Origin of the sequence: Leptospira yasudae (genome assembly GCF_003545925.1) — a bacterium.
In the GTDB taxonomy this organism is placed as follows: Bacteria; Spirochaetota; Leptospiria; order Leptospirales; family Leptospiraceae; genus Leptospira; species Leptospira yasudae.
In genome coordinates, this window is the sequence record NZ_QHCU01000007.1 from 147,696 (window position 1) to 170,759 (window position 23,064).

Annotated in this window: 22 protein-coding genes; 11 read left to right on the top strand and 11 right to left on the bottom strand. The window is 46.8% G+C overall.

Annotation, left to right across the window (positions count from 1 at the left end; genetic code table 11):
* Positions 1-4 precede the first annotated feature (4 nt).
* The 7 genes from DLM76_RS18980 to DLM76_RS19015 all read left to right on the top strand — a co-directional run bounded on the left by DLM76_RS18980 (position 5) and on the right by DLM76_RS19015 (position 8,433).
* Positions 5-2,425, top strand: coding sequence for an HD family phosphohydrolase (locus tag DLM76_RS18980; protein WP_118966207.1), 2,421 nt, complete (start codon positions 5-7; stop codon positions 2,423-2,425).
* 98 nt (positions 2,426-2,523) lie between these two features.
* A complete protein-coding gene (ybeY, locus tag DLM76_RS18985) occupies positions 2,524-2,919 on the top strand; it encodes an rRNA maturation RNase YbeY (RefSeq protein ID WP_225913549.1) in 396 nt (131 codons plus the stop codon).
* Positions 2,892-3,674 (top strand): DNA repair protein RecO, encoded by a 783-nt coding sequence (gene recO / locus DLM76_RS18990; protein WP_118957309.1) that lies wholly within the window; start codon positions 2,892-2,894, stop codon positions 3,672-3,674. Before ybeY ends, recO begins: the two co-directional genes overlap by 28 nt.
* Complete coding sequence (locus DLM76_RS18995) at positions 3,658-3,909, top strand: hypothetical protein (protein ID WP_118957308.1); 252 nt, start codon at positions 3,658-3,660, stop codon at positions 3,907-3,909. Before recO ends, DLM76_RS18995 begins: the two co-directional genes overlap by 17 nt.
* Positions 3,910-4,340: 431 nt before the next feature.
* Positions 4,341-6,101: an arginine--tRNA ligase gene (gene argS, locus DLM76_RS19005; RefSeq protein ID WP_118966208.1), complete on the top strand. Its 1,761-nt coding sequence runs from the start codon at positions 4,341-4,343 to the stop codon at positions 6,099-6,101.
* Positions 6,101-7,357, top strand: coding sequence for a nicotinamide-nucleotide amidohydrolase family protein (locus tag DLM76_RS19010; RefSeq protein ID WP_118966209.1), 1,257 nt, complete (start codon positions 6,101-6,103; stop codon positions 7,355-7,357). The genes argS and DLM76_RS19010 overlap by 1 nt, the downstream gene beginning before the upstream one ends.
* Positions 7,354-8,433: a hypothetical protein gene (locus DLM76_RS19015; protein WP_118966210.1), complete on the top strand. Its 1,080-nt coding sequence runs from the start codon at positions 7,354-7,356 to the stop codon at positions 8,431-8,433. Before DLM76_RS19010 ends, DLM76_RS19015 begins: the two co-directional genes overlap by 4 nt.
* Here the strand turns inward: DLM76_RS19015 and DLM76_RS19020 are convergent.
* The 10 genes from DLM76_RS19020 to lepB form a co-directional block, all read right to left on the bottom strand.
* On the bottom strand, positions 8,430-9,422 hold the full coding sequence (locus tag DLM76_RS19020; protein WP_118957303.1) for a response regulator transcription factor: 993 nt from the start codon (positions 9,420-9,422) through the stop codon (positions 8,430-8,432). The two genes, DLM76_RS19015 and DLM76_RS19020, sit on opposite strands and share 4 nt — an antisense overlap.
* Positions 9,422-10,555 carry an LIC_12097 family sensor histidine kinase gene (locus DLM76_RS19025; RefSeq protein WP_118966211.1) on the bottom strand — a complete coding sequence of 378 codons (1,134 nt, stop codon included), beginning with the start codon at positions 10,553-10,555 and terminating at the stop codon, positions 9,422-9,424. Before DLM76_RS19025 ends, DLM76_RS19020 begins: the two co-directional genes overlap by 1 nt.
* A 6-nt stretch (positions 10,556-10,561) precedes the next feature.
* A complete protein-coding gene (lenA, locus tag DLM76_RS19030; RefSeq protein WP_118966253.1) occupies positions 10,562-11,221 on the bottom strand; it encodes an endostatin-like outer membrane lipoprotein LenA in 660 nt (219 codons plus the stop codon).
* A gap of 79 nt (positions 11,222-11,300) precedes the next feature.
* Positions 11,301-11,654: a preprotein translocase subunit SecG gene (gene secG / locus DLM76_RS19035; RefSeq protein WP_118966212.1), complete on the bottom strand. Its 354-nt coding sequence runs from the start codon at positions 11,652-11,654 to the stop codon at positions 11,301-11,303.
* Between the two features lie 107 nt (positions 11,655-11,761).
* Positions 11,762-12,514, bottom strand: coding sequence for a triose-phosphate isomerase (tpiA, locus tag DLM76_RS19040; RefSeq protein WP_118966213.1), 753 nt, complete (start codon positions 12,512-12,514; stop codon positions 11,762-11,764).
* Between the two features lie 261 nt (positions 12,515-12,775).
* Entirely contained in the window at positions 12,776-13,966 is a 1,191-nt protein-coding gene (locus tag DLM76_RS19045) for a phosphoglycerate kinase (protein ID WP_118957299.1), read from the bottom strand.
* A gap of 3 nt (positions 13,967-13,969) precedes the next feature.
* Positions 13,970-14,977, bottom strand: coding sequence for a type I glyceraldehyde-3-phosphate dehydrogenase (gene gap, locus DLM76_RS19050; protein WP_118957298.1), 1,008 nt, complete (start codon positions 14,975-14,977; stop codon positions 13,970-13,972).
* A gap of 640 nt (positions 14,978-15,617) precedes the next feature.
* Positions 15,618-16,022 (bottom strand): response regulator, encoded by a 405-nt coding sequence (locus DLM76_RS19060; RefSeq protein ID WP_118966215.1) that lies wholly within the window; start codon positions 16,020-16,022, stop codon positions 15,618-15,620.
* Entirely contained in the window at positions 16,019-17,443 is a 1,425-nt protein-coding gene (locus DLM76_RS21765; RefSeq protein ID WP_241548310.1) for a PAS domain-containing sensor histidine kinase, read from the bottom strand. Before DLM76_RS21765 ends, DLM76_RS19060 begins: the two co-directional genes overlap by 4 nt.
* A 158-nt stretch (positions 17,444-17,601) precedes the next feature.
* Complete coding sequence (gene lepB, locus DLM76_RS19075) at positions 17,602-18,162, bottom strand: signal peptidase I (RefSeq protein ID WP_118957295.1); 561 nt, start codon at positions 18,160-18,162, stop codon at positions 17,602-17,604.
* Between the two features lie 112 nt (positions 18,163-18,274).
* Between lepB and DLM76_RS19080 the strand changes: the two genes are divergently transcribed.
* The 3 genes from DLM76_RS19080 to cysK all read left to right on the top strand — a co-directional run bounded on the left by DLM76_RS19080 (position 18,275) and on the right by cysK (position 21,224).
* The gene (locus DLM76_RS19080; protein WP_118957294.1) at positions 18,275-18,817 is read left to right on the top strand and encodes a gamma carbonic anhydrase family protein; all 543 of its coding nucleotides are present in this window, start codon (positions 18,275-18,277) and stop codon (positions 18,815-18,817) included.
* A gap of 263 nt (positions 18,818-19,080) precedes the next feature.
* Positions 19,081-20,151, top strand: a complete 1,071-nt coding sequence (locus tag DLM76_RS19085; protein WP_118966217.1) for a hypothetical protein — start codon at positions 19,081-19,083, stop codon at positions 20,149-20,151.
* Between the two features lie 143 nt (positions 20,152-20,294).
* Complete coding sequence (gene cysK, locus DLM76_RS19090; RefSeq protein ID WP_118957292.1) at positions 20,295-21,224, top strand: cysteine synthase A; 930 nt, start codon at positions 20,295-20,297, stop codon at positions 21,222-21,224.
* 183 nt (positions 21,225-21,407) lie between these two features.
* Here cysK and DLM76_RS19095 read toward each other — a convergent pair whose 3' ends face one another.
* A complete protein-coding gene (locus tag DLM76_RS19095; protein WP_118966254.1) occupies positions 21,408-21,947 on the bottom strand; it encodes a DUF1564 domain-containing protein in 540 nt (179 codons plus the stop codon).
* A 263-nt stretch (positions 21,948-22,210) separates the two neighbouring features.
* On the opposite strand from DLM76_RS19095, the gene DLM76_RS19100 reads away from it, so the two are divergent.
* Entirely contained in the window at positions 22,211-23,059 is an 849-nt protein-coding gene (locus DLM76_RS19100; protein WP_118966218.1) for an oxygenase MpaB family protein, read from the top strand.
* Positions 23,060-23,064: the final 5 nt, after the last annotated feature.

The window sequence follows — 23,064 nt, forward strand, 5'->3', positions numbered from 1 at the left end:
TCGTATGCCCAATCCGGGAGAACAAGTAGAATCCGCAATGGCGTGGATTACGGACACTTTGACCCGTGTCCGTCCGATTCTATTCGTTCGAAGATTTCAAGTCGGCTTAGTGGTCATCACTTTGCTCATGGTGACTTGGATGCTTGCGATCCCGTTCTTCGGTCAGGATAAGATGGATCTTTCCCCGGACGGATTGTATTCGGAAGGAAAGACCGCTCCCGAAAAGATCGTATCCGCAAAAGAAATCGTCTACGAAGACGAGGACAAGACCAAGGCCAAAAAACTCGCCGCCTATCAATCCGCGCCTTTCGTTTTCGACCGAGACTACGCGGCTCTTCAAGATCAGATCAACAACGCCATCCAAGAGGATATGGAGAATTTTCGCTCCTTCAAGCCCAGCGCGGAAGGACGGGCGTATCCCGAACTTTTGGGCGTGGTTCCCCGTTGGAAAAACCGTTCCAAGGAAGAGATCGAACTCTTATACAAAACTCCGGGCAAGGGAAAACTCAAAGATCTCGTTCAACAATACTCTAATTTAGTATTTTCTTCTTTTTGCATATTGCGGGATCTGCCTCCGGATTATGCGAACTTGAAGGCTTCGGGCGCCCGCGTTCGGAATCAAGGAATCAAAGAACAGATCTCGAACTTGGAAGGCGCTTATATCGTTCCGAGATCCTATCTCTATCGCGATCCCGATACGGTGAACATCCTCAATCGGATGGCGCAGGAAAAACTTTCGAGGATCGATCCCGCGGTTCTTCCGATCGTCCAAAAAATTTCGCTGAGTTACATCTATTCCAATCCTTCTTGTTCGTTTAACAACGAAGAGACTTTGTCCGCAAAACAATTCGCCTCCGACCGCGCCGAACCGGTCAACTCCAGAATTCTCGCGGGAGAAGTGATCGTAAAATCCGGGGAAGTGATTACGCCGGAAATATTCAAAAAACTGCAGATTGTTAACACGTATGCGACCCGAGCCAACATCGCTTCGATCGCGTCGATTCTTTTGATCCAGACGGTTTTCGTCGTGATCATCTATTTCTTTTTGAAGAAATACAATCCGAAACGGATGAACGACGTTTCGAGTAACGTGATCGTGTTTTCTTTGATCTGGTTTTTGGTTTTAAGCTGCACGATCGCATCGAGAATTTTCTTTAACTTCGAGACGAAATACGATACGATCTTTTACTTTGCGCTCTTCGTTCCCGTGGGAATGGTCTGTCTCATCATCAGCTTTATCTACGACGAACAACTTTCGATCGCGATCGGATTTTATCTTTCCTTCTTCGTGTTTATGGCTTCGCATTACAATCCGACCTCGTTTATGCTCGGGTTCGTTTCCTGCATCGTTTCGGCGAGCTACGGAAGAAATCTAAAGAAACGGATCGATTTCATCAAGGCGGGTTTGTATATCGCCGGAGTCCAGATCATCATCGCTTCCAGCGGATATCTATTCGATTCCAGAAACTATTGGGTGGCGATTCCGAGCGGTTCTTGGCTCAAGGATTTGATCGAATCCAATATCTTCAAGTTATACGTTCTTTGTCTGATCAACGGGTTTGCCTGCTCGACGGCGGCTCAATTCCTGCTTCCGATCTACGAATATCTTTTCAACGTTCCCACTCGTTTTAAACTGATGGAACTCGCGGATACGGGACATCCTTTGCTGCAGGATCTTTTGACTAAGGCTCCGTCCACATACACGCATACGTTTTTGGTCGCGGCTCTTTCCGAACGCGCGTGTCAGAATCTCGGACTCGATTGGCTTTTGACCCGGGTGGGAGTTTACTTTCACGATATCGGAAAAATTCCGAACGCAGGATTTTTTGTGGAGAATCAGCACTTGATTCCCAAAAAGGAAAACATCGATAAGAACAATCCGGCGCTTGCGGCAAAGATCGTCATCGATCACGTGTTAGACGGAATCGAAATGGCGAAGAAGGCCAGACTTCCGAGAGAGGTGATCGACTTTATTCCCGAACACCACGGAACTTCGACGATGGCCTTCTTTTATCACAAGGCTTTGTCCGAACTTTCTCCCACGCAAAAGAAGAAGTTAAAAAAACAGGACTTTCAATATCCGGGTCCGAAACCGCAGAGAAAAGAAACCGCGATCGTGATGATCGCCGATTCTCTGGAGGCGGCGTCGCGTTCATTGGAGGAAATCACTCCCGAGTCTTTGGACAATCTGATCACGAAGATCATCGGAATCAAACTCGCCGAAAATCAATTGGACGAATGCGGACTGACCCTAGGAGATCTCGAAATCATCAAGGCTTCGTTTAAGGAAGTGTTGTTGTCCAGTCTTCATTCCAGACCGAAATATCCGAGCATGGAAGCCACGAAAGCATTAGAAAAAAAGAATGCTCTCAACGCCGCGAACGGCCATAAGAACTCGAAAACCGCGACGGGGAAAGGCAACTGACCGCGGATTCGATTTCCATTTCGAACGACTACGGAGTCATTTCCTGGTGGAACGAAGAGGAAGTCCTTTCCAACTGCGGAATTCTTTTTCGAAAGGAACTGGCCGATTCTCCCTGCGACTTAAGTCTGCTTTTGATAAGCGACATCGATATGCGAGAAATCAATCTTCTTCGTCGAGGCAAGGATAAGACGACCGACGTCCTTTCGTTTCCTCTCGAATTCGACGCGGCGCCTTTAAGCGCGGTTCTAACCGAAAGAAAAAACTCCGATCCGTCTTCGTTTCCCCCGATCGCGTTAGGCGAAATTGTGATCTCCGTCGATACTCTCCGCAGACAAGCCGCGGAAATCGGTCATTCCGAAAAGGATGAATTCTATCGTCTGCTCGTTCACGGTTTTTTACATCTTCTCGGATACGATCACGAACGGGGAGAGGAAGAGGAACGAATCATGAAAGAGAAGGAAGACGAATGTCTGGAAGCGCTTCTGGATCTTTAAAAAAGACGCGTGGGATCGTTTTGGAATCGAGGACGATCCTAGAAGGGGACGCGATCATCCGGCTTCTTCCCGAAGAAGGACAAGTGGAGAATTTCCGCATCCGCGGAATCCGAAAAAGCAAAACGAGACCGATCGCTTCGGTGGAACCCGGCTCGTTTTCGAGCGTGGATTATTACAACGCAAAGAATCGAGAAGTTCACAACGTGAAGGAGATTTCCCTCTTGAATCGTTTCGATCGAGCCAAGTCGGGTTATATCGGAATGGTCCTCGTTTCTTATCTTGTCGAACTTGCCTCCGCGTTTACACCGGACGGCGCCGAACATCCGGGGGAGTTTCGTCTTCTTTCCGGGGCTCTGGAAGAGTTGGAGGAGAACGGTCCCTCCGCGCTCATTCTCCCTTTTTTCAAACTGCGTCTGCTCGTTTCGGGAGGCTTTCTTTCCAAGGAACTTCTTTGTCATTCTTGCGGGACGGAGTTGAAGGAAATGACTTCGGTCACTCTTCAGACTTCTCCCTTGGAACTCGTCTGCGGGAATTGTCTGCATTCGGATCAGAACGATCTCGGTTTCGTGCAATGGATTCAGACTTTTCTGATGCTTCGTTTTAGGGATCTGAAGGAGAGAAAAATATCCGTTGAAACTCTTCTGGACCTCGACAGAATTTGCAATCGAATGCTCGAACCGATCCTGCATAAAAAACTGAAATCATCGACGACGCTTTACGAGGCGTTAGGGGAGAATCTTGGAAAACTTTCTTAAATCCATCCTCTTTTTGTTCTACTTTTTGATCCTTTTGTTTCTCGTGATTTTGGATATCCGCTGGGACCAAAAAACTCCGGTGCAAATTCCGGTCCGCGCGGAAAGAGAGGAAAGGGGAAAACGATCAATACTTGTTTCCATGATGGACTTCAAAAAAATGGTCTTTGAGGAATTGGAAATCAGTTGGGAAGTCTCCCGGAAGAAGAACGTATTCTACAGCTCCGAAAAAAAATAAGTTTTCCTTGAAAGGGAAATTGGGGGCTGCAAGGTTCCGGTGATTTTGCTGAATGTCCGGAAGGAAAGGATACGGCGATTTGCTTTTTACGGAATACTCGTCAGGTTCTTATGAAAGAAAATGAATGTAGCGGGTCGTTTCTAGTATGATCCAATGAATTGGTAAAATGTTTAGACAGGAATTAAAGTTTAAGAGAAGAGTCGTGTTGGAGTTCTTACATTTTGCCAAAAAATTTTCGGCTTTCAAAAATTCAATTTCTCTGATAGGGAGATTGAGCCGAGGTTTTCCCGCCACCTCTCCTCCACCACCCAAACCCGGGTGGGGCCGAACTTTTACAAAAAAATTGTCGTATCTCCTACAAATTCTATTCTTGAGATCAGAAAGGACTCGTTCCACTCGTATCGTTCTCGATGAATCTTCGGTAAATTTTAATGAAAGAAAATGAAACTCTAAAACAGATCGTATTAAAAGCCCTCGAGGACGGGGTTCGTGAATTGTCCAATTCGTTTCCGGACGTGGATTGGAATTCCCTTAAAATCAAGATCGAATATTCGCGAGAGGAAAAATTCGGGGATTACTCGACTTCGTTCGCATTAGAAAATTCTAAAATTCTAAAAAAGAATCCGGTGCAGGTTTCGGGAGATCTCGTCTCGATCCTTCAAAAAAGAACCGATCTTTTTGAGACGGTGGATTTTACTCCCCCCGGCTTCGTGAATTTCAGAATCGCTCCGTCGTTTTTGCTTCATTTTATCGAAACGTCCGTATTGTCCGGAAACTTTTTTCCGAAGGTCTTCGATCCTCTGAAAATCAATCTTGAATTCGTTTCGGCAAATCCTACCGGTCCGCTCAATATCGTTTCGGCAAGAGCGGCGGCCAACGGAGATGCGATGGCTTCCTTGTTGAAAGCGATCGGTCACAAGGTCGACAAGGAATTCTACATCAACGATTACGGGAATCAGGTTTTTCTTCTCGGAGTTTCGACTCTGGTTAGGATTCGCGAAATCAAGGGTGAAACCTCTTCGATTCAGGAACCCGAGGATCAGACTTCGATCGAAACGATTCTGGAAAAGAACATTCTTCCGTCCGAAGGATACAGGGGAGAATATATTAAGGATATTGCAAGTTCTCTTCTACAGGATTCGGAAAAGTCTCCTAAGATAGAAACCCTCCTCAAGGAAAAGAAATACCGCGAACTCGCGGAGCTTTGTTCCGCTTGGACCGTCGAAAGCAATCTGATCTGGCAAAGAAAGGATCTGGATGCGTTCGGAGTGGAATTCGACAATTACTTCAGCGAGAAAACGCTTCACGACGCAAACAAGGTTTTGTCCGTGATGAAGGATCTCGAAACATCCGGAAAAATCTTCGAAGAGGATGGTAAGAAGATTTTTCGATCCACCGAATACGGAGACGACAAGGATCGGGTCGTAGTAAGAGACGACGGAAGACCCACGTATCTTCTCGCTGACATCGCCTATCATAAAAATAAGATCGAAAGGGGATACGATCGTATCTTCGATATCTGGGGACCGGACCACCACGGTTATATTGCGAGACTCGCAGGTGCGGTTCAATCCCTCGGATACAAAAAGGAAAACTTCAAGGTCATCATCGCGCAACAGGTCAATCTTCTCGAATCGGGACAAAAAGTGAAGATGAGCAAACGCGCGGGTTCGTTCCAGACGATGAGCGATCTCATCGGATTTCTCGGTAAGAACGGAAGGGACGTCGGACGTTACTTTTTCGTAATGCGTTCCCTCGACGCTCCTCTCGATTTCGATCTCGATCTTGCAAAGGACGAATCGGATAAGAATCCCGTTTTTTATCTGCAATACGCGCACGCGAGAATCTGTTCGATCTTTCGCGAAGTCGGAAACGAAACTTCGAAAGAAGACGCTGCTTTATTAGAAATGTCTGATGAACGGAAGAGGCTTCTATTCTGGATCGCGCGGTTTCCGGAGGAAATTTTCGACGCAGCCAACGCGATGGAACCGCATCGGGTAACGAACTATCTACAGAGTTTCGCGAAAACCTTCACGAGTTTTTATTTAGGAAAGAACAATCGACTCAAAGAGGCTTCTCCGTCCGTTCGTCTGGGGCTTGCAAGAATCTGTCTCGCGGCTAAGAACGTTCTTTCCGAAGGACTGGCCTTGATCGGAGTTTCTGCTCCGGAACGGATGGACAAGGAAAGCTGATGAAGGCGCCGAAAATCGTCGTATTGTCCACCGGCTCAGAACTGACTTCGGGAAGAAGTCAGGATACGAATTCTTCCTGGATCGCGAACGAACTTTTCGGTTTGGGATTTACGGTTTCTAAGTTCCTCGTTTTGCCGGACGATCCGATTGCGTTGCAAGAGGAGATTTCCAAGCTCGCAAATGAATCCGCAAAGGATCAGCCCGTTTTGTTGGTGATGACCGGCGGTCTCGGCCCGACCGAAGACGATTACACGTTGGAAGTCGCCTGCAAACTCAATGGTGTAACTCCCGTTGAAAGCACGGTCGCCAAACAACGATTAGAGGCATTTTACAGACTGCGCGGAAGAAACTTTCAAGAAGCGATGCAAACCGCGCTCCGTCAGGTTTCGGTTCCCGAAGGCTCCGTCATTCTAAACAATACCGTGGGAATCGCCCCCGGCTTCATCATCGCGTTAGGAGAAAACGCAAAACTTTGTTGTATGCCCGGAGTTCCCGGAGAAATGACGGAAATGTTCCGCGACGAACTTGCTCCTTGGATCGCGAAAACTTTTTCCGCACAGGAACTTCATTCCGGATTTCGTTTTATTTGGTGGATGAGCGAATCCCTTTTTCAGAAAGAATTCATTTCCAAAGAAGAGACCGTGACGAGCGGAAAAGTCGTCTGGGGAGTCGCCGCAAAACGGGGATATATCCGAGTGAGTTTCCAATCCTCGGACCGCAATCTTGTCGAATCCTTACTTCAAAAGATCGATCAAGTATACGGAGCCAAATCGACTCCGGACGTTTTTGAAGAGCTGCCGAAAATTCTACTCGAGAAAAAGCTCACGGTCGGAACGGCGGAAAGCTGCACGGGCGGACTTATGGCGAAAACTCTCACGGACCGCGCCGGTTCTTCCGCATATTTTTACGGAAGCGTAGTCTCGTATGACAACAGCGTAAAGGCGGGCGTGCTCGGAGTCAAACAGGAGACGTTAGACGCCTTTGGGGCAGTGAGCCGAGAAACCGCGTTGGAAATGGCGGAAGGAGCTTTGAAACGTCTGAACACAGATCTTACCGTAAGTATTACGGGCATCGCCGGACCGGGCGGCGGAACCCCTCAGAAAAAAGTGGGTTTGGTGTATTTCGGAGTCGCCCGTAAAAACGGAACGACCCAGGTTCACGAACACTACTTTCCGTTTCCACGGGCCTCGTTTCGCGAATACGCGGCGTTTACCGGAATTTATCTTTTATACAATCTTCTCAAGGAGAAACCATGAGACTTCTCACCGTAGCGGGATTCAGCGTAGTATTTACGATATTATTCTTTTATGTATTAGGAAATCCTTATCCATCAGCTTCGGGAATCCAGAAGGTCTGGGCGTTTTCCAAATCCGCGCACGCCGGAATGGTCCCCGACGGACGTTTCGCTTGGAACCCGGACGAGGCTTTAAACGGTTATAAGTTCGAAAATTCCTATTTTACGATGCAGGCTTCCAACGGAATCGCGACCGACGATTCGAAACGAATCGAATATCCGTTCAATGCGAAAGGTTATCTCGAATACAAAAAGATCGGCGCCGAAGTGAATTTCTATTCTCCTTCGAGCGAGATTTTATGGACGAAGGAATTTCGGAGTTATCCGAGAATTTCCCCGTCCGGCAACATCGTTCTACTGATCGCGGGAGATCACAATCAGGTGATTCTTTCGGATATCAACGGGAACGGAACCGGAGCGGGCAAACTGGACGGAAGATTTTTGACGGACTATTCCTTTGCCAGCGATTCCCAGATCACGGGCGTACTCTTTTCCGGCGGAGAGTTGTTCGTCTTGGATGCGAAAGGCGGGATTAAAATCAAAAAGGATCTCGGTTCGGAAAAGAATCCGGTGTTCGCAAAAAGTCTTTCCGTTTCTCCGGACGGAACGAAAACGGCAATCCATCTGTTGAATGCGAACAAGGATAAAATTCTTTTGTTAAACGAAAAGGGAGAAGAGATCGAATCCTTCGAACTCGACGCGATCTATCCTCATAAACTTTATCTTGCCGTTTCCAACACGGGCGAGGTTTTGATTTCCGCGCCCGACAAACTCGCGTTTTACGACGGGGACGGTAAAAAGCTTCTGGATCAAAAACGAAATTCCGGAAACGGAGTCTATCAAACCGCGTTTCACAACGGGGATTGGTTTATCGCGGAAGTGAATCAGGAAATCGTATTCTTGGACGAAAAAGGAAAAATCCTGAAAAAGGAAAGAATCAAAGGTTCCGATCTTCCCGCGAGAGCGTTTCCATCCGGTAAGAAAGGATCGGTCGTTTTGGAAACGGGCAAGGAACTGTTTTTATATCGGAATCTTTAGACTTCGTAGATCGATAAAGACTTGTAGCTCTTATTGCCTTGTTTGTCGAGCAAGGCGATGATCTCGGTTCTTTTTTCCTTTTCGATGTTGAAGATCAACTGATCCGAAATCTCCCGGCAAATATACAAACCTCTCCCGTGGGAATCCGCAAGCCCCGGAGGAAAACCGGTCGCTTCGTCCACGGTGATATGGCGATCGAGTCTCTTTAAAATCTCCTTCTTATCCAAAGAACCGAAGTGATCCCGAATCACGATGATAAACGTGTTCTCGGCGATCCCGTATCCGATTTCAAAAAAGTCCGATTCCGCGAGTTGGATGTTTTCCAACGGAATGACGAGATCGCGGGAGGGAAGTTCGTACTGATACTTGTAATTTCCTTTCGAATCGCGGGGCGCCCGTATCATCGCGTTGGAAGTGAGTTCTTCCAGAATCTGATTGATCGCGTTAGGCGCTCCTTTCTCCACGAGAAACTTCGCGATCCGATTGCAGAGAAAGTTTCTTTGTTCGTCAGAATAAATCCTTTTGTAGACGATGCTGTCCGGCGCGGGAACGGAAAAGTCCCTGTCTTCGGCTCCCGATTCCTGGATCGTAAACTCGGGTCCGAAATATTTTTCAACGCCGAAGATTTCTTTGGTGAGAAGTTTATGAACCATCACCGAGATCAGTTTGATGTCGAGAAAGGAATACTTGGGAATGATGTTCCAGATCCCGTGTTTATAAGCGAAGTTGATGTAGTCGTTGATGTTATACGCAGTCATCAGCGCGTAAAGAACGTGCGGAAATTCGTGTTGGATCGTTTTGATCAAATCGAGACCGGTTTTACCGGGCATACGAATATCCGTGATTACGAGATGAACTTCTTCGCTTCTTAAAATTTTGATGGCTTCGTCGTAATTTTCGGCGTCGAAAATCCGGTATTTGCCGGAGAGTAAGTCTTTGATCGCTTCTCGAATAGAATGAATGTCTTCAACGATTAGAATATTGTACATCAGGAAGAATACCCATGGTTTTGTGTGAAGGGTAGGGAAACTCGAAACCTAGTTTTTCTTTCGAAGGATTTTACGGACAATTCTCCGCTGTGTTCGCGTACGATGGAATGGCAGATGGAAAGACCGAGCCCGGTTCCGATTCCGGTTTTATTCTTCGTAAAGAAAGGGGAGAATATCTTGTCGATCAGATTGTCCGGAATTCCTCCTGCGTTGTCTTCGACGATGATATGCACCATATTTCTGGTCTTACGAACTTCCACGCGGATCTTTCCTTCTCCGTAATCGAAGGCCTGCAGAGAATTCTTAAATAGATTGATAAAAAGACGTTCCATCTTGACCGGATTGAATTGAAAGGTCGTTCCCGGTTCGCAGAGAATTTCCCACGTGATGTTTTTGGAAAGAACGGGATAAACCCAGACCACGTTCTCTTTCGCTTTTTGAATCGTTTCGTAGATGTCGGCCGCGGTGGTTACGAGGCGGTCCGGTTTTGCGAAACTGATGATGTCGGAAACGATCATCGCCGCGCGGGTCAGGTCTTCCTTCATCATATCCAGACGTTTACGGAAGAACTCGGGGTCCATCGAAGTCAGGTTGTTCAGAAGGCTTTGCAACGTTAGACTCATCCCGGTCAGAGGGTTGTTGAGTTCGTGCGCCACTCCGGAAATAAAGATCCCGAGAGAAGCGAGGTTGCGGATGCGTAGATTCTCCTCTTCCTTTTCCTTGATGCGAGTGATGTTGCTTACCTTTTCCAGAACGGAGCCGATGACCCCGTCCTTTTCGATCGGATAAAAATCCAAGTAGAGAGTTTCTTTTTGTCCTTTGACGGAGTGGAAGATTTCGCGGTTCACGTCGGAGCGGGGAACTTCGAAGTATTGATTGAAGTTCTCTTCGCCGGGCTGCATTTCCTTCATAGGACAATACGGACAAACGTCCCCCCGGTTGTAGAGAACCTCGTAGCATTTCTTCCCTATAATGGAGGAAAAGGACGGTTGACCGGAAAATTCTAGCGTGGATCGATTTACTCTCCGGATACGAAACCCCGGATCGATCAATACCAATGGCTCGGTAATCCCATCCAAGATGGATTGTAATTCACCGGCCCTTTCTAAGAGATTTTCCTGCAACGAGGACATGAAGATTCAATATTGTAGAGAATCTTTAAAAGTTTGCAGTAACTTTTTTTTATTTTTTGCGGATTCTTGACTTTGCATTTCCTGAAGTCTCAAGATCTGAACGAGAAAATCCTCGAGAAGCTTTAGATAAAATTCCTGTTTGAAGTTGGATCGTTCGCGGTTGATTCCTTCGTCCGGAAGAAGTTGAATCGGATAACGGACTTCCTTTCCGTTGCGGTTCGCATGAACCAGAATGTCATCCACGTCTTGATCGAGAGGAGTGTCGTCCGTTAGACGAATGAGCGTCGTATCCGATCCGTCCGCGTTCTCCGATTTCACTTCGGTGATCACCTTGGAAAGTGTGGTTCCGGTGAATTCTAAAAGTATGGATTTGCTTTCGGCTTTTTCGATTCCGTTCTTTCCTTCTTGGATGGAATGTTTTACGACCTTGATGCCTTTGCGGTTCGGATAATTTCCAAGAAATGTAACGTACGTTCCATTCGGTACCGATTCCATTCTTTCCAATTTGAGAAGTTCCCTTGCAGCTCCTAGATCCTCATAGACTCTGAGAATTCTTCGGTTTAACAGGGAAGCCGTGTCCGAAGGTTTATTTTTGTGAGCTTCGTCTTCTTTGTTTTGAGAATACGAAGAGGAAGTAAAAAGAAATGCGAATGCTAAGGAAAGAATCCAAAGGGAGAATCGAGTCTGCCTTGCATTCGAAGAAGAACCTCCTTGTTTCGGTAATTCTTCTTCGAGGGAGATAGACTTATTGAGGATTGCTTGGTTGAGCGGGAGTTGCCGGAGCAGCGGGAGTCGTAGTAGGTGTGTTGGTTTCACTTTTGGTCTCCTCGGGTGGCGCTGTCAAAGCGGGAGCCGTTTCGGGCATCAGCTTATCTTCTTTTTTTGCGAAGAGAAAGGAAAGAAGAAGCGAAAGAATGATAAATAGAATCGCTGTGACTCGGGTCGCCTTTGTAAGAACGTCCGCTGTGGAAGAACCGAAAACGGATTGGCTGGAGCCTCCTCCTAAAAGTCCTCCTCCCTTGCCGGTCTGAATCATCACGAGCAGCACCAGAAAAAGAGAAACAAAAACAAAAAGGGTTAGAATGACTCCGTTTAACATGATCAGTTCCTGAAAAATATTGAATCCTTTGCCAGATTATGAAGCCGTCGAGAGGTGGCAATGAAAATACGGATCTGCAACCCCTCGAAACCGCGTTTCAGGTCGTTTTAAAACAATCCCGCGTAGGAATCGATCTTCTGGCTTGCGCCGCCCACGAGGCCGCCGTCGATGTCCTTTTCCTTTAACAAATCCTTGATATTGTCCGGCTTTACCGATCCCCCGTAGAGGATGGAAAGGGATTCCGCGACGTCGGCGGCTCCCACGAAAAGACCCGCGACTTCCTTGCGGATAAACGCGTGCACTTCTTGAGCTTGCGCGGGTGTTGCCACCTTTCCGGTTCCGATCGCCCAAACGGGTTCGTAAGCGAGGATCAAATTGGAGAACGCGTTACTCTCGATTCCTTTGAGTCCATCGCGGATCTGCGCGCCGATGACTTCGAAGGTTTTACCGGCTTCTCTTTCGGCCAGGGTTTCTCCCACGCAATACAGTGCAGTGAATCCGTTCTTTAAAAGAAAGCGGATCTTTTCGTTACAGAAGGAACTGGATTCTCCCAAGAATTGTCTTCTTTCGGAATGTCCGATCATCACGACCTTGACGCCGATTTCGCGGAGTTGATCGGGAGAAGTTTCTCCCGTAAAAGCGGCAAGTCCCGAATGATAGGCGTTTTGCGCTCCTACGATCACGCCGCTTCCTTCGAGAATTCTCGCGACGCCGGCGAGATGCAGCGTGGAAGGGAAGACCATCGAGATTCTATCTTTAGCGACGGATGGAATTTTTTCTTTGATGGATTGTGCGAGGGAAATCGCCTCCTTTTCGGAGAGATTCATTTTCCAGTTTCCGGCGATCACAGTCTTGCGCATGCGTTCCTCTTGATGAATAATTTCGTTAAAACTGGGAAGAGTTTGTAGGAAAGGGGAAAGGCTTCAAGGACTTTTTCATCGAATGGAAAGAATGGATGGAAGCGGCTTTCGAAAGCATGACGGAAACGAATTAAGACAAAGCTTGCGATCCTTCTTCCAGAATCATGGAAACTCCGTCGCGGCCTAAAAAGAAAAAACCGAATCCATCCTTTACGGAGTGAATTCGGTTTTATTCCGAAGGTATAACAGTTTTTTCGAATGTTATTCTTCGGCTTTTTTCAGAAGCGCTTCGACGCCCGGAAGTTTTCTTCCTTCCATGAATTCGAGAGAAGCTCCTCCGCCGGTGGAGATGTGCGTGATCTTGTCCGCTACGCCGGCCTTGTTGATCGCCGCGATGGAATCTCCTCCGCCTACGACCGTTTTAGCCTTGGACTTAGCGATCGCTTTCGCGATTGCCATCGTTCCGTTTGCGAACTTGTCCATTTCGAAAACGCCCATCGGTCCGTTCCAAAAAATCGTTCCCGCGTTTTTGATGATCTTTTCGTAGTTGGAAACGGTCTTGGAACCGATGTCCATTCCCATCCAACCTTCTAAGATTCCCATCTTATCCACGGACTTGGTCTTTGCTTTTTCGCTGAACTGATCCGCGATGACGTGATCCACGGGAAGTTGAAGATCGACTCCGGCAACTCCGGCTTTTTCGATCAACTGGAAGGCCTGTACTTCGAAATCTTTTTCCACGAGAGAATTTCCGACGGGGATCGCTCTGGATTTCAAAAAGGTATAAGCCATTCCTCCTCCGATCAAAATGTGATTCACTTTGTCGAAGAGATTGTTGAGAACCTTGATCTTCGTGGAAACCTTGGAGCCTCCGATGATCGCAACGAACGGACGAGCCGGTTTTGAGAGAAGGGCGGAAAGTTCCACGATCTCTTTGTGCATCAAAAGACCCGCGTAGGAAGGGAGAAGATGCGCGATTCCTTCGGTGGAAGCGTGCGCTCTGTGAGCCGCTCCGAACGCGTCGTTGACGTAAACGTCGGCGAGAGCCGCGAGTTTTTTGGAAAAGCCCGCTTCGTTCTCTTCTTCTTCCTTATGGAAACGGACGTTTTCAATCACGAGGATTTCTCCGTCCTTGAGTTCCTTGGAAAGTTTTACCGCGTCGTCTCCGATCACGGTTTTGGAGAAGTGAACGTTCGCCTTTACGAGACCCTTGAAGACTTCGACGACCGGAGCCATGGAGAACTCCGGATTCACTTGGCCTTTCGGTCTTCCGAGGTGACTCGCGATGATGACTCTCGCTCCTTTTTTAAGGAGAAGTTCGATTGTCGGAAGAGTTTTTTCGATTCTGGTTTTGTCGGTGACTTTTCCGTTCTCGATCGGAACGTTAAAGTCCACTCTCAGGAAAACGCGTTTTCCCGAGAGGTCGACGTTTTCGAGTCTAGGCAATTCCATGAATTAACCTTTCTTCGCCATATAGCGGATGAGATCGAGAACCCGGTTGGAGTATCCCATCTCGTTGTCATACCAGGAAACGAGTTTGAAGAATCTGGAGTTCAGTTCGATACAAGCGTCCATGTCGAAGATGGAAGAAAGAGTGGAGCTTACGAAGTCGTTGGAAACGACCATATCTTCCGTGTAACCGAGGATTCCTTTCATGGAACCTTCGGAAGCTTCCTTCATCTTTGCGGAAATTTCTTTCAGAGAAGTTTCTTTCGTGGTTCTAACGGTTAAGTCCACAACGGAAACGTCCGGAGTAGGAACGCGGAAAGACATACCTGTCAGTTTTCCGTTTACTTCGGGAATACAAAGTCCCACCGCTTTCGCCGCACCGGTTGCCGCAGGAATGATGTTTTGCATCGCTCCTCTTCCACCGCGGAAATCCTTTTTAGAAGGTCCGTCTACGGTAGGTTGGGTTGCGGTTGCAGCGTGGATCGTGGTCATCAGACCTTCTTCGATACCGAAGTTGTCAAGAACGACCTTTGTGATCGGAGCCAAGCAGTTTGTAGTGCAAGATGCATTGGAAACGATGTGATCGGTTGCAGCGTTGTATTTCTCGTTGTTGACTCCCATTACGAAAGTAGGGATGTCCTTGTCTTTTGCAGGAGCGGAGATTACGACTTTTTTCGCACCGGCTTTCAGGTGTTTTTCGGCTCCCGCTCTGTCGGTGAAAAGTCCTGTGGATTCGATTACGTAATCCACTTTCAGATCTTTCCAGGGAAGTTTTTCAGGATCTCTTTCGGAAACGCAGAGAACTTTTTTTCCGTCAACGATGAGTTCTTTATCGGTGTGTTCTACGGTTCCTTGAAATCTTCCGTGTGTGGAATCGTATTTGAGTAAGTAGGCCAGGTTGTCAGGAGTAACTAAATCATTGATTGCGACAAATTCCAGATTGGGGTCTTTGATTCCTGCACGGAAAACGAGTCTTCCGATTCTTCCAAATCCGTTGATGGCTATTCTGGTCATTTTCTTCCCTTTGTTGTTAAGATTTATCCAAGATCTCCCCGTTTAGAACGAACGTTCCAGAGGAGAATTTTTTAAGATTTGATTACAGTATTTTCACGGAACATTCTCTTGAAAATCCGTTTTTTCCGGAGAATTCGAGGCGAATTTTAAAAAAGCGGGCGTTCCTCCGCGCGAAGTGAATCCGGGAATCGAAAATTCATTTCGAAGGATCGCGCGGAGTCGCGTGTCTTCGGGCTCGCGGAGTCCCGCTCGTTCTCTGCGAGAACGCTTCGCGCCCTTCGACCCGCTAACGCGGAAGAAAAATCGTCTTTGATTCGATCGGATTTTCCGTTCCAACGAGAAAATTGTGGGAACTCCTTCTAATTTGCGTTGGAACAAAAAGATTTCGTAGAACAGCAAGGTGTGGGAACTCCCACAAGATTTCATTTGGTAGTCGATGATTTTTGTGAAAGGTGTGGGAACTCCCACAATGGATTTCACTTGCCAATCGATGATTTTCGTGATACGGATTTTTTTGTAAGTTTTCCCGCCACCTCTCCCCTCCACCCAAACTGGGCGGGGCCGCAAAGGTTTTTACGGATGATTTGTGGGAACTCCCACAAAAATCCGCAACTCACGAACATCTCTTCCTTCTTCCGAATTAAAAATGATCCTTCAAAATTTCCTGAAGCATGGATTCGGTGAGAGGTTTTGTCTTAAAACCGGAAAGGATTCCGAATCGTTTCGCTTTTTCCCTGTCGTCCGCGTTATCCGACGTCGTAAGCATCACGACGATCATTTTGCCTTGGGATTCGGGCGGAAGCGCATTGTATTCCTCCAAAAATTCCCAGCCGTTCATACCGGGCATATTGATATCCAAAAAAATCAGATCCGGTTGTTGTTCGGAGGAATCGTTTCGATTTTTCAGAAACGCAAGGGCGTCTTCCCCCGATTGTTTTGTGACAATGCGGTCCGCGTAATTTCCTTTGCGGATCACTCTCTCGTGAAAGTAGTTATCGTCCTTGTTGTCGTCGATGAGAAGAATGCAGTTCAGTTTTTGTATCATAGATTTAAGTTAGGAATCGTAAACGAAAACGTACTTCCCACCCCCGGCGTAGAATCGATCCAGATTTTTCCTCCGTGCAATTCTACGATTTTTTTGCAATTTGCCAATCCGATTCCGTAACCTTCGTATTCGTTTTCGAGATGCAGTTTTTGAAAGATGAAAAAAATTCTTTCGAAATGTTTGGAATCGATTCCGATTCCGTTATCCCGAACCGAAAATAACCAAAACTCTCCTTGACGGACGCAGCGGATGTCGACGTGAGCCGGAACGTTCTTCTTGCGAAATTTGATCGCGTTGGAAATCAGATTCTGAAAGAGCTGACGAAATTCCACTTCATACACGTTCAACGTGGGAAGATCGTCCAGGACGGAAATGATCGCTCCCGCTTGTTTGATTAAATTTTCCAAATCGGCGGAAACCTCGGAAAGAAGGGATTGGCAATTCGTCTCGACCAGCTTTCGGTCCCTTCCGATCCGCGAATACAAAAGAAGCGCCTTCACGAGAGCGCTCATTCGTTTGGTCGCCGAGTCGATCGTTTTCAGATGTTTGGTACCTTGATCGTCGAGTTGTTTTCCGTAATCTTCTTCCAAAATTTGAATGTAGTTCGAGACGGTGCGCAGAGGTTCCTGCAAATCGTGAGAAGCGAGATAGGCGAATTGTTCCAGTTCCTTATTCTTCGCTTCGAGTTCGTTCTTGCGGATCAGAGTGATCTCCTGAATCTTCCGTTCGGTGATGTCGATGATCGAAGCGAGAACCATCGGTCCTTCGTCCGTGTCGATCGGATTCAAACCGATTTCCACTTGGATTTCGTTTCCGTCTTTTTTTAAAGCGAAAAGATCTCTTCCCGCGCCCATGGAACGCACGGAAGGAGAAGCGAAGAAGTGATTTCTATGCGTCGGGTGATTGGAGCGGAAACGCTCGGGTAGAAGAAGCTCCAATTTATTACCGACCAATTCTTCTCGTGCGTATCCGAACAATTTTTCCGTTTGGTTGTTTACGAGAGAAATGATTCCTTCGTGATTCACCAAAACCATCGCGTTCGGAGCGGATTCGACGACCAATCGAAACCGTTCGAGGGCTTTTTTCCGTTCGGTGATATCGATGATGGAAGCGAGAACCAGCGTTCCGTCCGCGGTCACGACCGGATTCAAACCGATTTCGATCGGAAATTCGGTTCCGTTTTTTGTAAGGCCGAATAAATCTCTTCCCGCGCCCATCGGACGGACCTGCGGAGATTGAAAAAAAGAATTTCGAAAGTGCGGATGATTCTCCCGATACCGATCGGGGATCAGCTGTTCGACCATTTGGCCGATGAGTTCGCTACGATTGTATCCGAATAATTTTTCGGTTTGGCCGTTGATATATACGATCTTTCCGTCCTTATTGACGAGAAGAATCGCGTTCGGAACGGATTCTACCATGAGTTGAAATGTAAGTTCCGAAAGTTTCATGATCGATCAAGTGAGTGAAAATACGACGGAGGAAAAAAATAACATAATTTTTTTCCAAAGTCAAATACTAAAATCGATCGGCGATAAATTAAGAATTTCTATATTAGAATATTGATTTTCCCTAATAATTAAAGGGCTTTCCCGAGAATGTTCTCGATCGGAACGGGGCCGAAGTCCCTGGAATCGGAGCAGGAATCGCGGTTATCGCAAAGAAGAAAATAATCCCTGTCCTTCAGGATGATCGGTTCTCCGTTGTCTCGTCCCGAAAAACTTGCGGGAAACGGTCCGCGTTTGTCTTCGAACTGAAGAATAAAACCGTTTCCGGAACCGGAAACGTCTTCCGGGTTGTTATTCCGAAATAAAACCTTGTTCTTCATCTGAACCGTATCGCCCGGTTTACCGGAGATTCTCGAGAAAACGACCTTTCCTTCCTGAGTCGGATGTTTGACCAAAACCAAATCCCCGAGATACAAATTGGAACGATCCACGAAACGGGAGAAATAAATTCTTTTACCCGGAGCGTAGGAGGGGAGCATTTCGTTCGTATCCAACGTAAACGGAAAAAAAAGAAAGACTCTTAAAATCACCGCAATCGTTAAACCGATCAAAAGACCGATTCCCGCTTGTTTGAGGAGAGATTTGATCTTTTCCTTTTTTTCTTTTTCCTGGTTGGAGGAACTTCTACTCATGCGTGCATTCTTTTCCCGGGAAGAATGCGGTCAAAAGAAAATCTTTTTTTTAGACTTGTTTTGAAGACTCCGAGGGGACGATTTGGAAGAAGAAACGAAAGAGGAAGAATCGATGAAGTCAAATTATCAAATTCTGGAATACATGGGAAAAAAACCGCAGATCCACGAATCCGTTTTTTTAGCGCCCGGTTCGCAGGTGGTCGGGGACGTCGTGATCGGAAAAAATTCTTCCATTTGGTTTCAGACTTTGGTTCGGGGCGACGTGAATTACATTCGGATCGGTGAAAACGTAAACATCCAGGATCTGACGGTCATTCACGTTGCGAGAGACGTCTATCCCGTTGAGATCGGAAATAACGTGTCGATCGGTCATCGCGCTACGATACACGGATGCAAACTCAAAGACAATGCGTTCGTGGGAATGTGCGCGACCTTGATGGACGACGTGGAAGTGGGAGAATTCGCATTTATCGGAGCGGGCGCGCTCGTAACGCCCGGAAAAAAAATTCCGCCCGGAGTTTTGGTGATGGGATCACCCGGAAAGATCGTTCGGGACATCACAGATAAAGAGCGTGAGATCATCACGCGAACCACGGGCAACTATGTGAAATACAAAGAGAATTATCTAAACGATCCGTTTTACGCGCGAGGTTAGGATTTGAAAATTGTCATTCAAGATGATTTCGTAGTTCCGACGATCTTCCGTGAAACCGTCCGGCCCCGCCCCGTATTTGGGTGGGGTGTGAGGCGGTGGGACGAAAACTGCAAATCTCCCTATATCAGAAAATCATTGTATTTGCAATCACGAATTCGCGCCGAAATATTTGTTGTACCTACGACAAGGTTTCCGTTTCAACGGCAACGCTCTGCTGCTCGTCGCTGTCTCGCTCTCTATGAATCGCTCGACAGGAATTCCCTATGACGACACAAGCACTTCCCGGGGTTTACGTTCGAGGAACCGGCGTGATCGGCTGGCCCTTGGCTTCTCTTCTGCTGATCCTACAGGGAAAGCTCGGAAAATTTCAGGTTTACGTCGAACCGTATCGACTCAAAAAATCCGAAATTCCCGCGATTCTTTCCTTGGTGGAAAAAGGGGCGATCGTAGTCGATACGGGCGACAACGGAGTTAAAGATTTTTTCCCGGAGTTTGTCTCAAAGCGACAAGCGCTGGAGAATTCCTCCGTTCTCTGCGATTGTTCCCCGCCCGGGATCGCCGATTCGCGCATCAACGAATACAATACATCCGAATATTCTAAAATACGAATGTTTATCGCGCAAGGAAGCGAGCACAAATTCGGATCTCAGTTCTTATATCCCGATGCGAGAACGTTTTTGGAAAAGGAACTTCCGAAATTTCTGCACGTCGCTACTTGCAACACGCATACGCTTGCCGGTTCTCTTCGATTGCTGATCGACGAATCTCCCCTCGAGTTGGAATCCGTATTGGAAGAAGCGGACTTTCTCGTCATCCGCAGGGATGCGGATATGGCAAAGGACGATCCGCATGTGACCGGACCGCTTCTCGTAAAACCGGAAGCAGAATGGGGGACGCATCACAGCCGATTGTTAAACGAACTCTATTCTCAGATCGGACTCAAGCTGCCTTTGACTTCTTCTTCGGTGACGATCAACTCGCCTTACATGCATTTGGTGCGCTTCCGGTTTCGGCTGAAAAAGTCCCTTCCGAAAGAAATCGTCCTCAGAAGACTGCAAAACGATCCTTATCTTTCCACGACCGATTTGATTTCAACGAACTCGATCTTTTCCTCGGGAAGGGATCGCGGTCTTTACGGGAGAATTTTTTCGCACGCCGTAATTCCTCTCGGGTCTTTGGAAATTTTAGAAAAAGAAATTCGAGGTTACGCAGCCACTCCGGGAGATTCTAACGTGCATATCTCCACGATTTACGCGGTTTTTCGGGCTCTCGGTCTTGAATTCGGACCCGAAGCGGAATCCTTTCTCCAGAGCATCGTTTTGCAGGAAATTTAAGAGCTTTCGAAAAGCCGTTCACTTGTAAAAAGAATCCCCTGAAAAGGATTTTTTTTCTTGAGTTTATTTGTTATATTGAAATAAAAGTCTAATATAACAACATCTAAACTCAAAGAATCCTTGGATTAGGCAGGAAAACAGAAATGAAAGCTAAGAGTATTTTAGAAACAATCGGTAATACACCGCATGTTAAAATCAATCGCTTGTTCAACACTAAGAGCGAGATCTATGCAAAATTAGAAAGATCCAATCCCGGCGGATCCATTAAGGATCGTATCGCGCTTTCGATGATCGAAGACGCGGAAAAGTCCGGCAAACTTACCAAAGACAGCATCATCGTAGAACCGACTTCCGGAAACACTGGAATCGGATTGGCGCTCGTTGCAGCCGTTAAGGGATACAAACTTCTTTTAGTAATGCCTGAATCAATGAGCATTGAAAGAAGAAGAATTATGGCAGCTTACGGAGCGGAATTCGAACTGACTCCGAGAGAAAAAGGAATGCCCGGTGCGATCGAAAAAGCGAAACAAATCGTAGCAGAAAATCCGAAAGCATGGATGCCGCAACAGTTTGAAAACGAAGCGAACATCAAAGTTCACGTGGAAACCACCGCACAAGAAATCGCGAACGACTTTCCGGAAGGATTGGACTACGTGATTACCGGTGTCGGAACGGGCGGACACATCACCGGTGTCGCTCAAGTTCTGAAGAAGAAGTTTCCAAAACTGAAAGTATTCGCTGTTGAACCGGAAGCTTCTCCCGTAATCTCCGGAGGAAAACCGGGACCACACCCGATTCAAGGGATCGGAGCGGGATTCATTCCTAAAAACCTTCACACGGATCTGCTGGACGGAGTAATCCAAGTCAGCAAAGACGAAGCTTTCTTATACGCTCAAAGAGCCGCTAAAGAAGAAGGTCTTTTTATCGGGGTTTCTTCCGGCGCAGCGCTTGCGGCGGTCGCGAAAAAATTACCTGAGATTCCGGAAGGATCCAAAGTATTAACTTTCTCTTATGATACCGGAGAAAGATATCTTTCCATCGAAGGTCTGTTCCCAGTTCCTGCGAACGCATAAAAATCGTTGATTCGTCTTCTTTTTCGGCGGAATTGCGGAGAAGAAGGCGAATCAAAAAAAACATTCGAATTTTTTGATCTATATTTTCTCGACTTAAAACCCCGGGTGATTCCGGGGTTTTTTCTTTTCAGGGATATTGAATGTTCCCGTCGTTGTTTTTGCGCTTTGTTTATAGTGTTTTTGTTAATCGGGAAACCATTCCGTATAATTTAAGGCGTAGAATTCACCGTTCGGAATACAGTGGAGCCTCCGTGTGATTCGATTGTTCGGTAGATCTAGGTGGAGGATGTAACTGTAATACCCATGGAAGGTGGGAACTCCCTCGTTCATCGTTCTCACGATAGAATCCCCGACCTTCAATTCCTCCAACAACAGAAGATAATGGAAAAGATAACAGCGCGACACACCGTGGGCCTGTGCTAAGGCACCGAATAACGTCCAACTTCCCGGATCGATTCGAACGTTGATCCGTCTCATTCTTGACTTCCCCGAACTCGGCTGATACAAAGTCCGATCCGCTTTCTTTCCTAATCGACGTACCGCCGTTAAATATTTTCCATAAGTAGACAAAAGAATCGGAATTCGTTTTGAAAGAATTCTCAAATTCTTTTCTCCCAAACGAAGAATCGTTTCTTCAGGAATTAACAAAGTCACCGTTTCCGCTTGGCCTTTTTGCAAAGTAGAGCGGATCACTCGATCCGTATTCAACGATAGAATGCCCATGTCCGAAGCGGTTCCGGTAGGATCAGAGCGGAGCGCATTTTTCCTCAAAAAAACGAAAAGAAGATTCCTAAACGGAACCATCAGCACAAGCAAAGAGGCACATAAAGGCATAAAATCGAATTCCTACAACGCAAGGAATCATCCATAAACAAATGTTCACTTCAATGACTCGAGCGTAAATTAATCCGTAAAGGTTAGATATCAAACCAAAGCCAACACGAAAAATTCTTGCAGCGAAATTTTGATTCTTCAAATTGCGGAGTATGTGGAACAGATATGCTATATTAAACCGAATTCAAACCTTGGACCCGACCAAGGACTATCACCGGATCTCCTTTCTATCCGGGAGTTACGACTTTCCCCGCGACATTGAAATCTCACTTGCATTAGCATTCTTTAAAACGTTTGCGATCCCTTCGATTGCCCAGATTCTCGATCGAACGAAACAGTTCGAAAACTTCGGGCAAAAACGATACGACGACACCGCGATTTTACTCGCGGAATTTTTGGAAAACGGAACGGATTCTCCGAACGGAAGGGAAGCAATCCGCCGCATCAATCAGATCCACAAGGAATATTCGATCTCCAATCAGGATTTCTTATATACTCTCAGCACATTCGTATTCGAGCCGGTACGATGGAATCTTCGTTTCGGATGGAGAAGGGGAAGCCAAAAGGAAAAACTCGCAAACTACCACATGTGGAGAAACGTGGGAAAGCTCATGAACATCCAAGAACTTCCGAACGACTACGATTCCTTTGAAAGATGGAATCGAGAATTCGAAGAGAAACATTTCCAACGAACTCCGGAAAGCGAACGGCTCGGCCAGGCGACGCTTCACATTCTTGCGGGAAGAATTCCGAACCTCCCTGGAATTCGTCCTTTGATCTTTCACGCTCTCTTCAGTTTGATGGAAGCGCCTCTGCGGGACGCGATGGGTTTTCCGAAACCGAATCGAATCGTCGAAATTCTTACTCTGCTCGTTTTTAAGACGAGGGCGTTTTTAATCCGAACCGTAATGCCTCCGAGAACGAAACCCTATCTCGTAACAAAACGGAAAAACCCGACCTATCGAAACGGATATTTGATTGAAAACCTGGGACCGCACTAAACCCT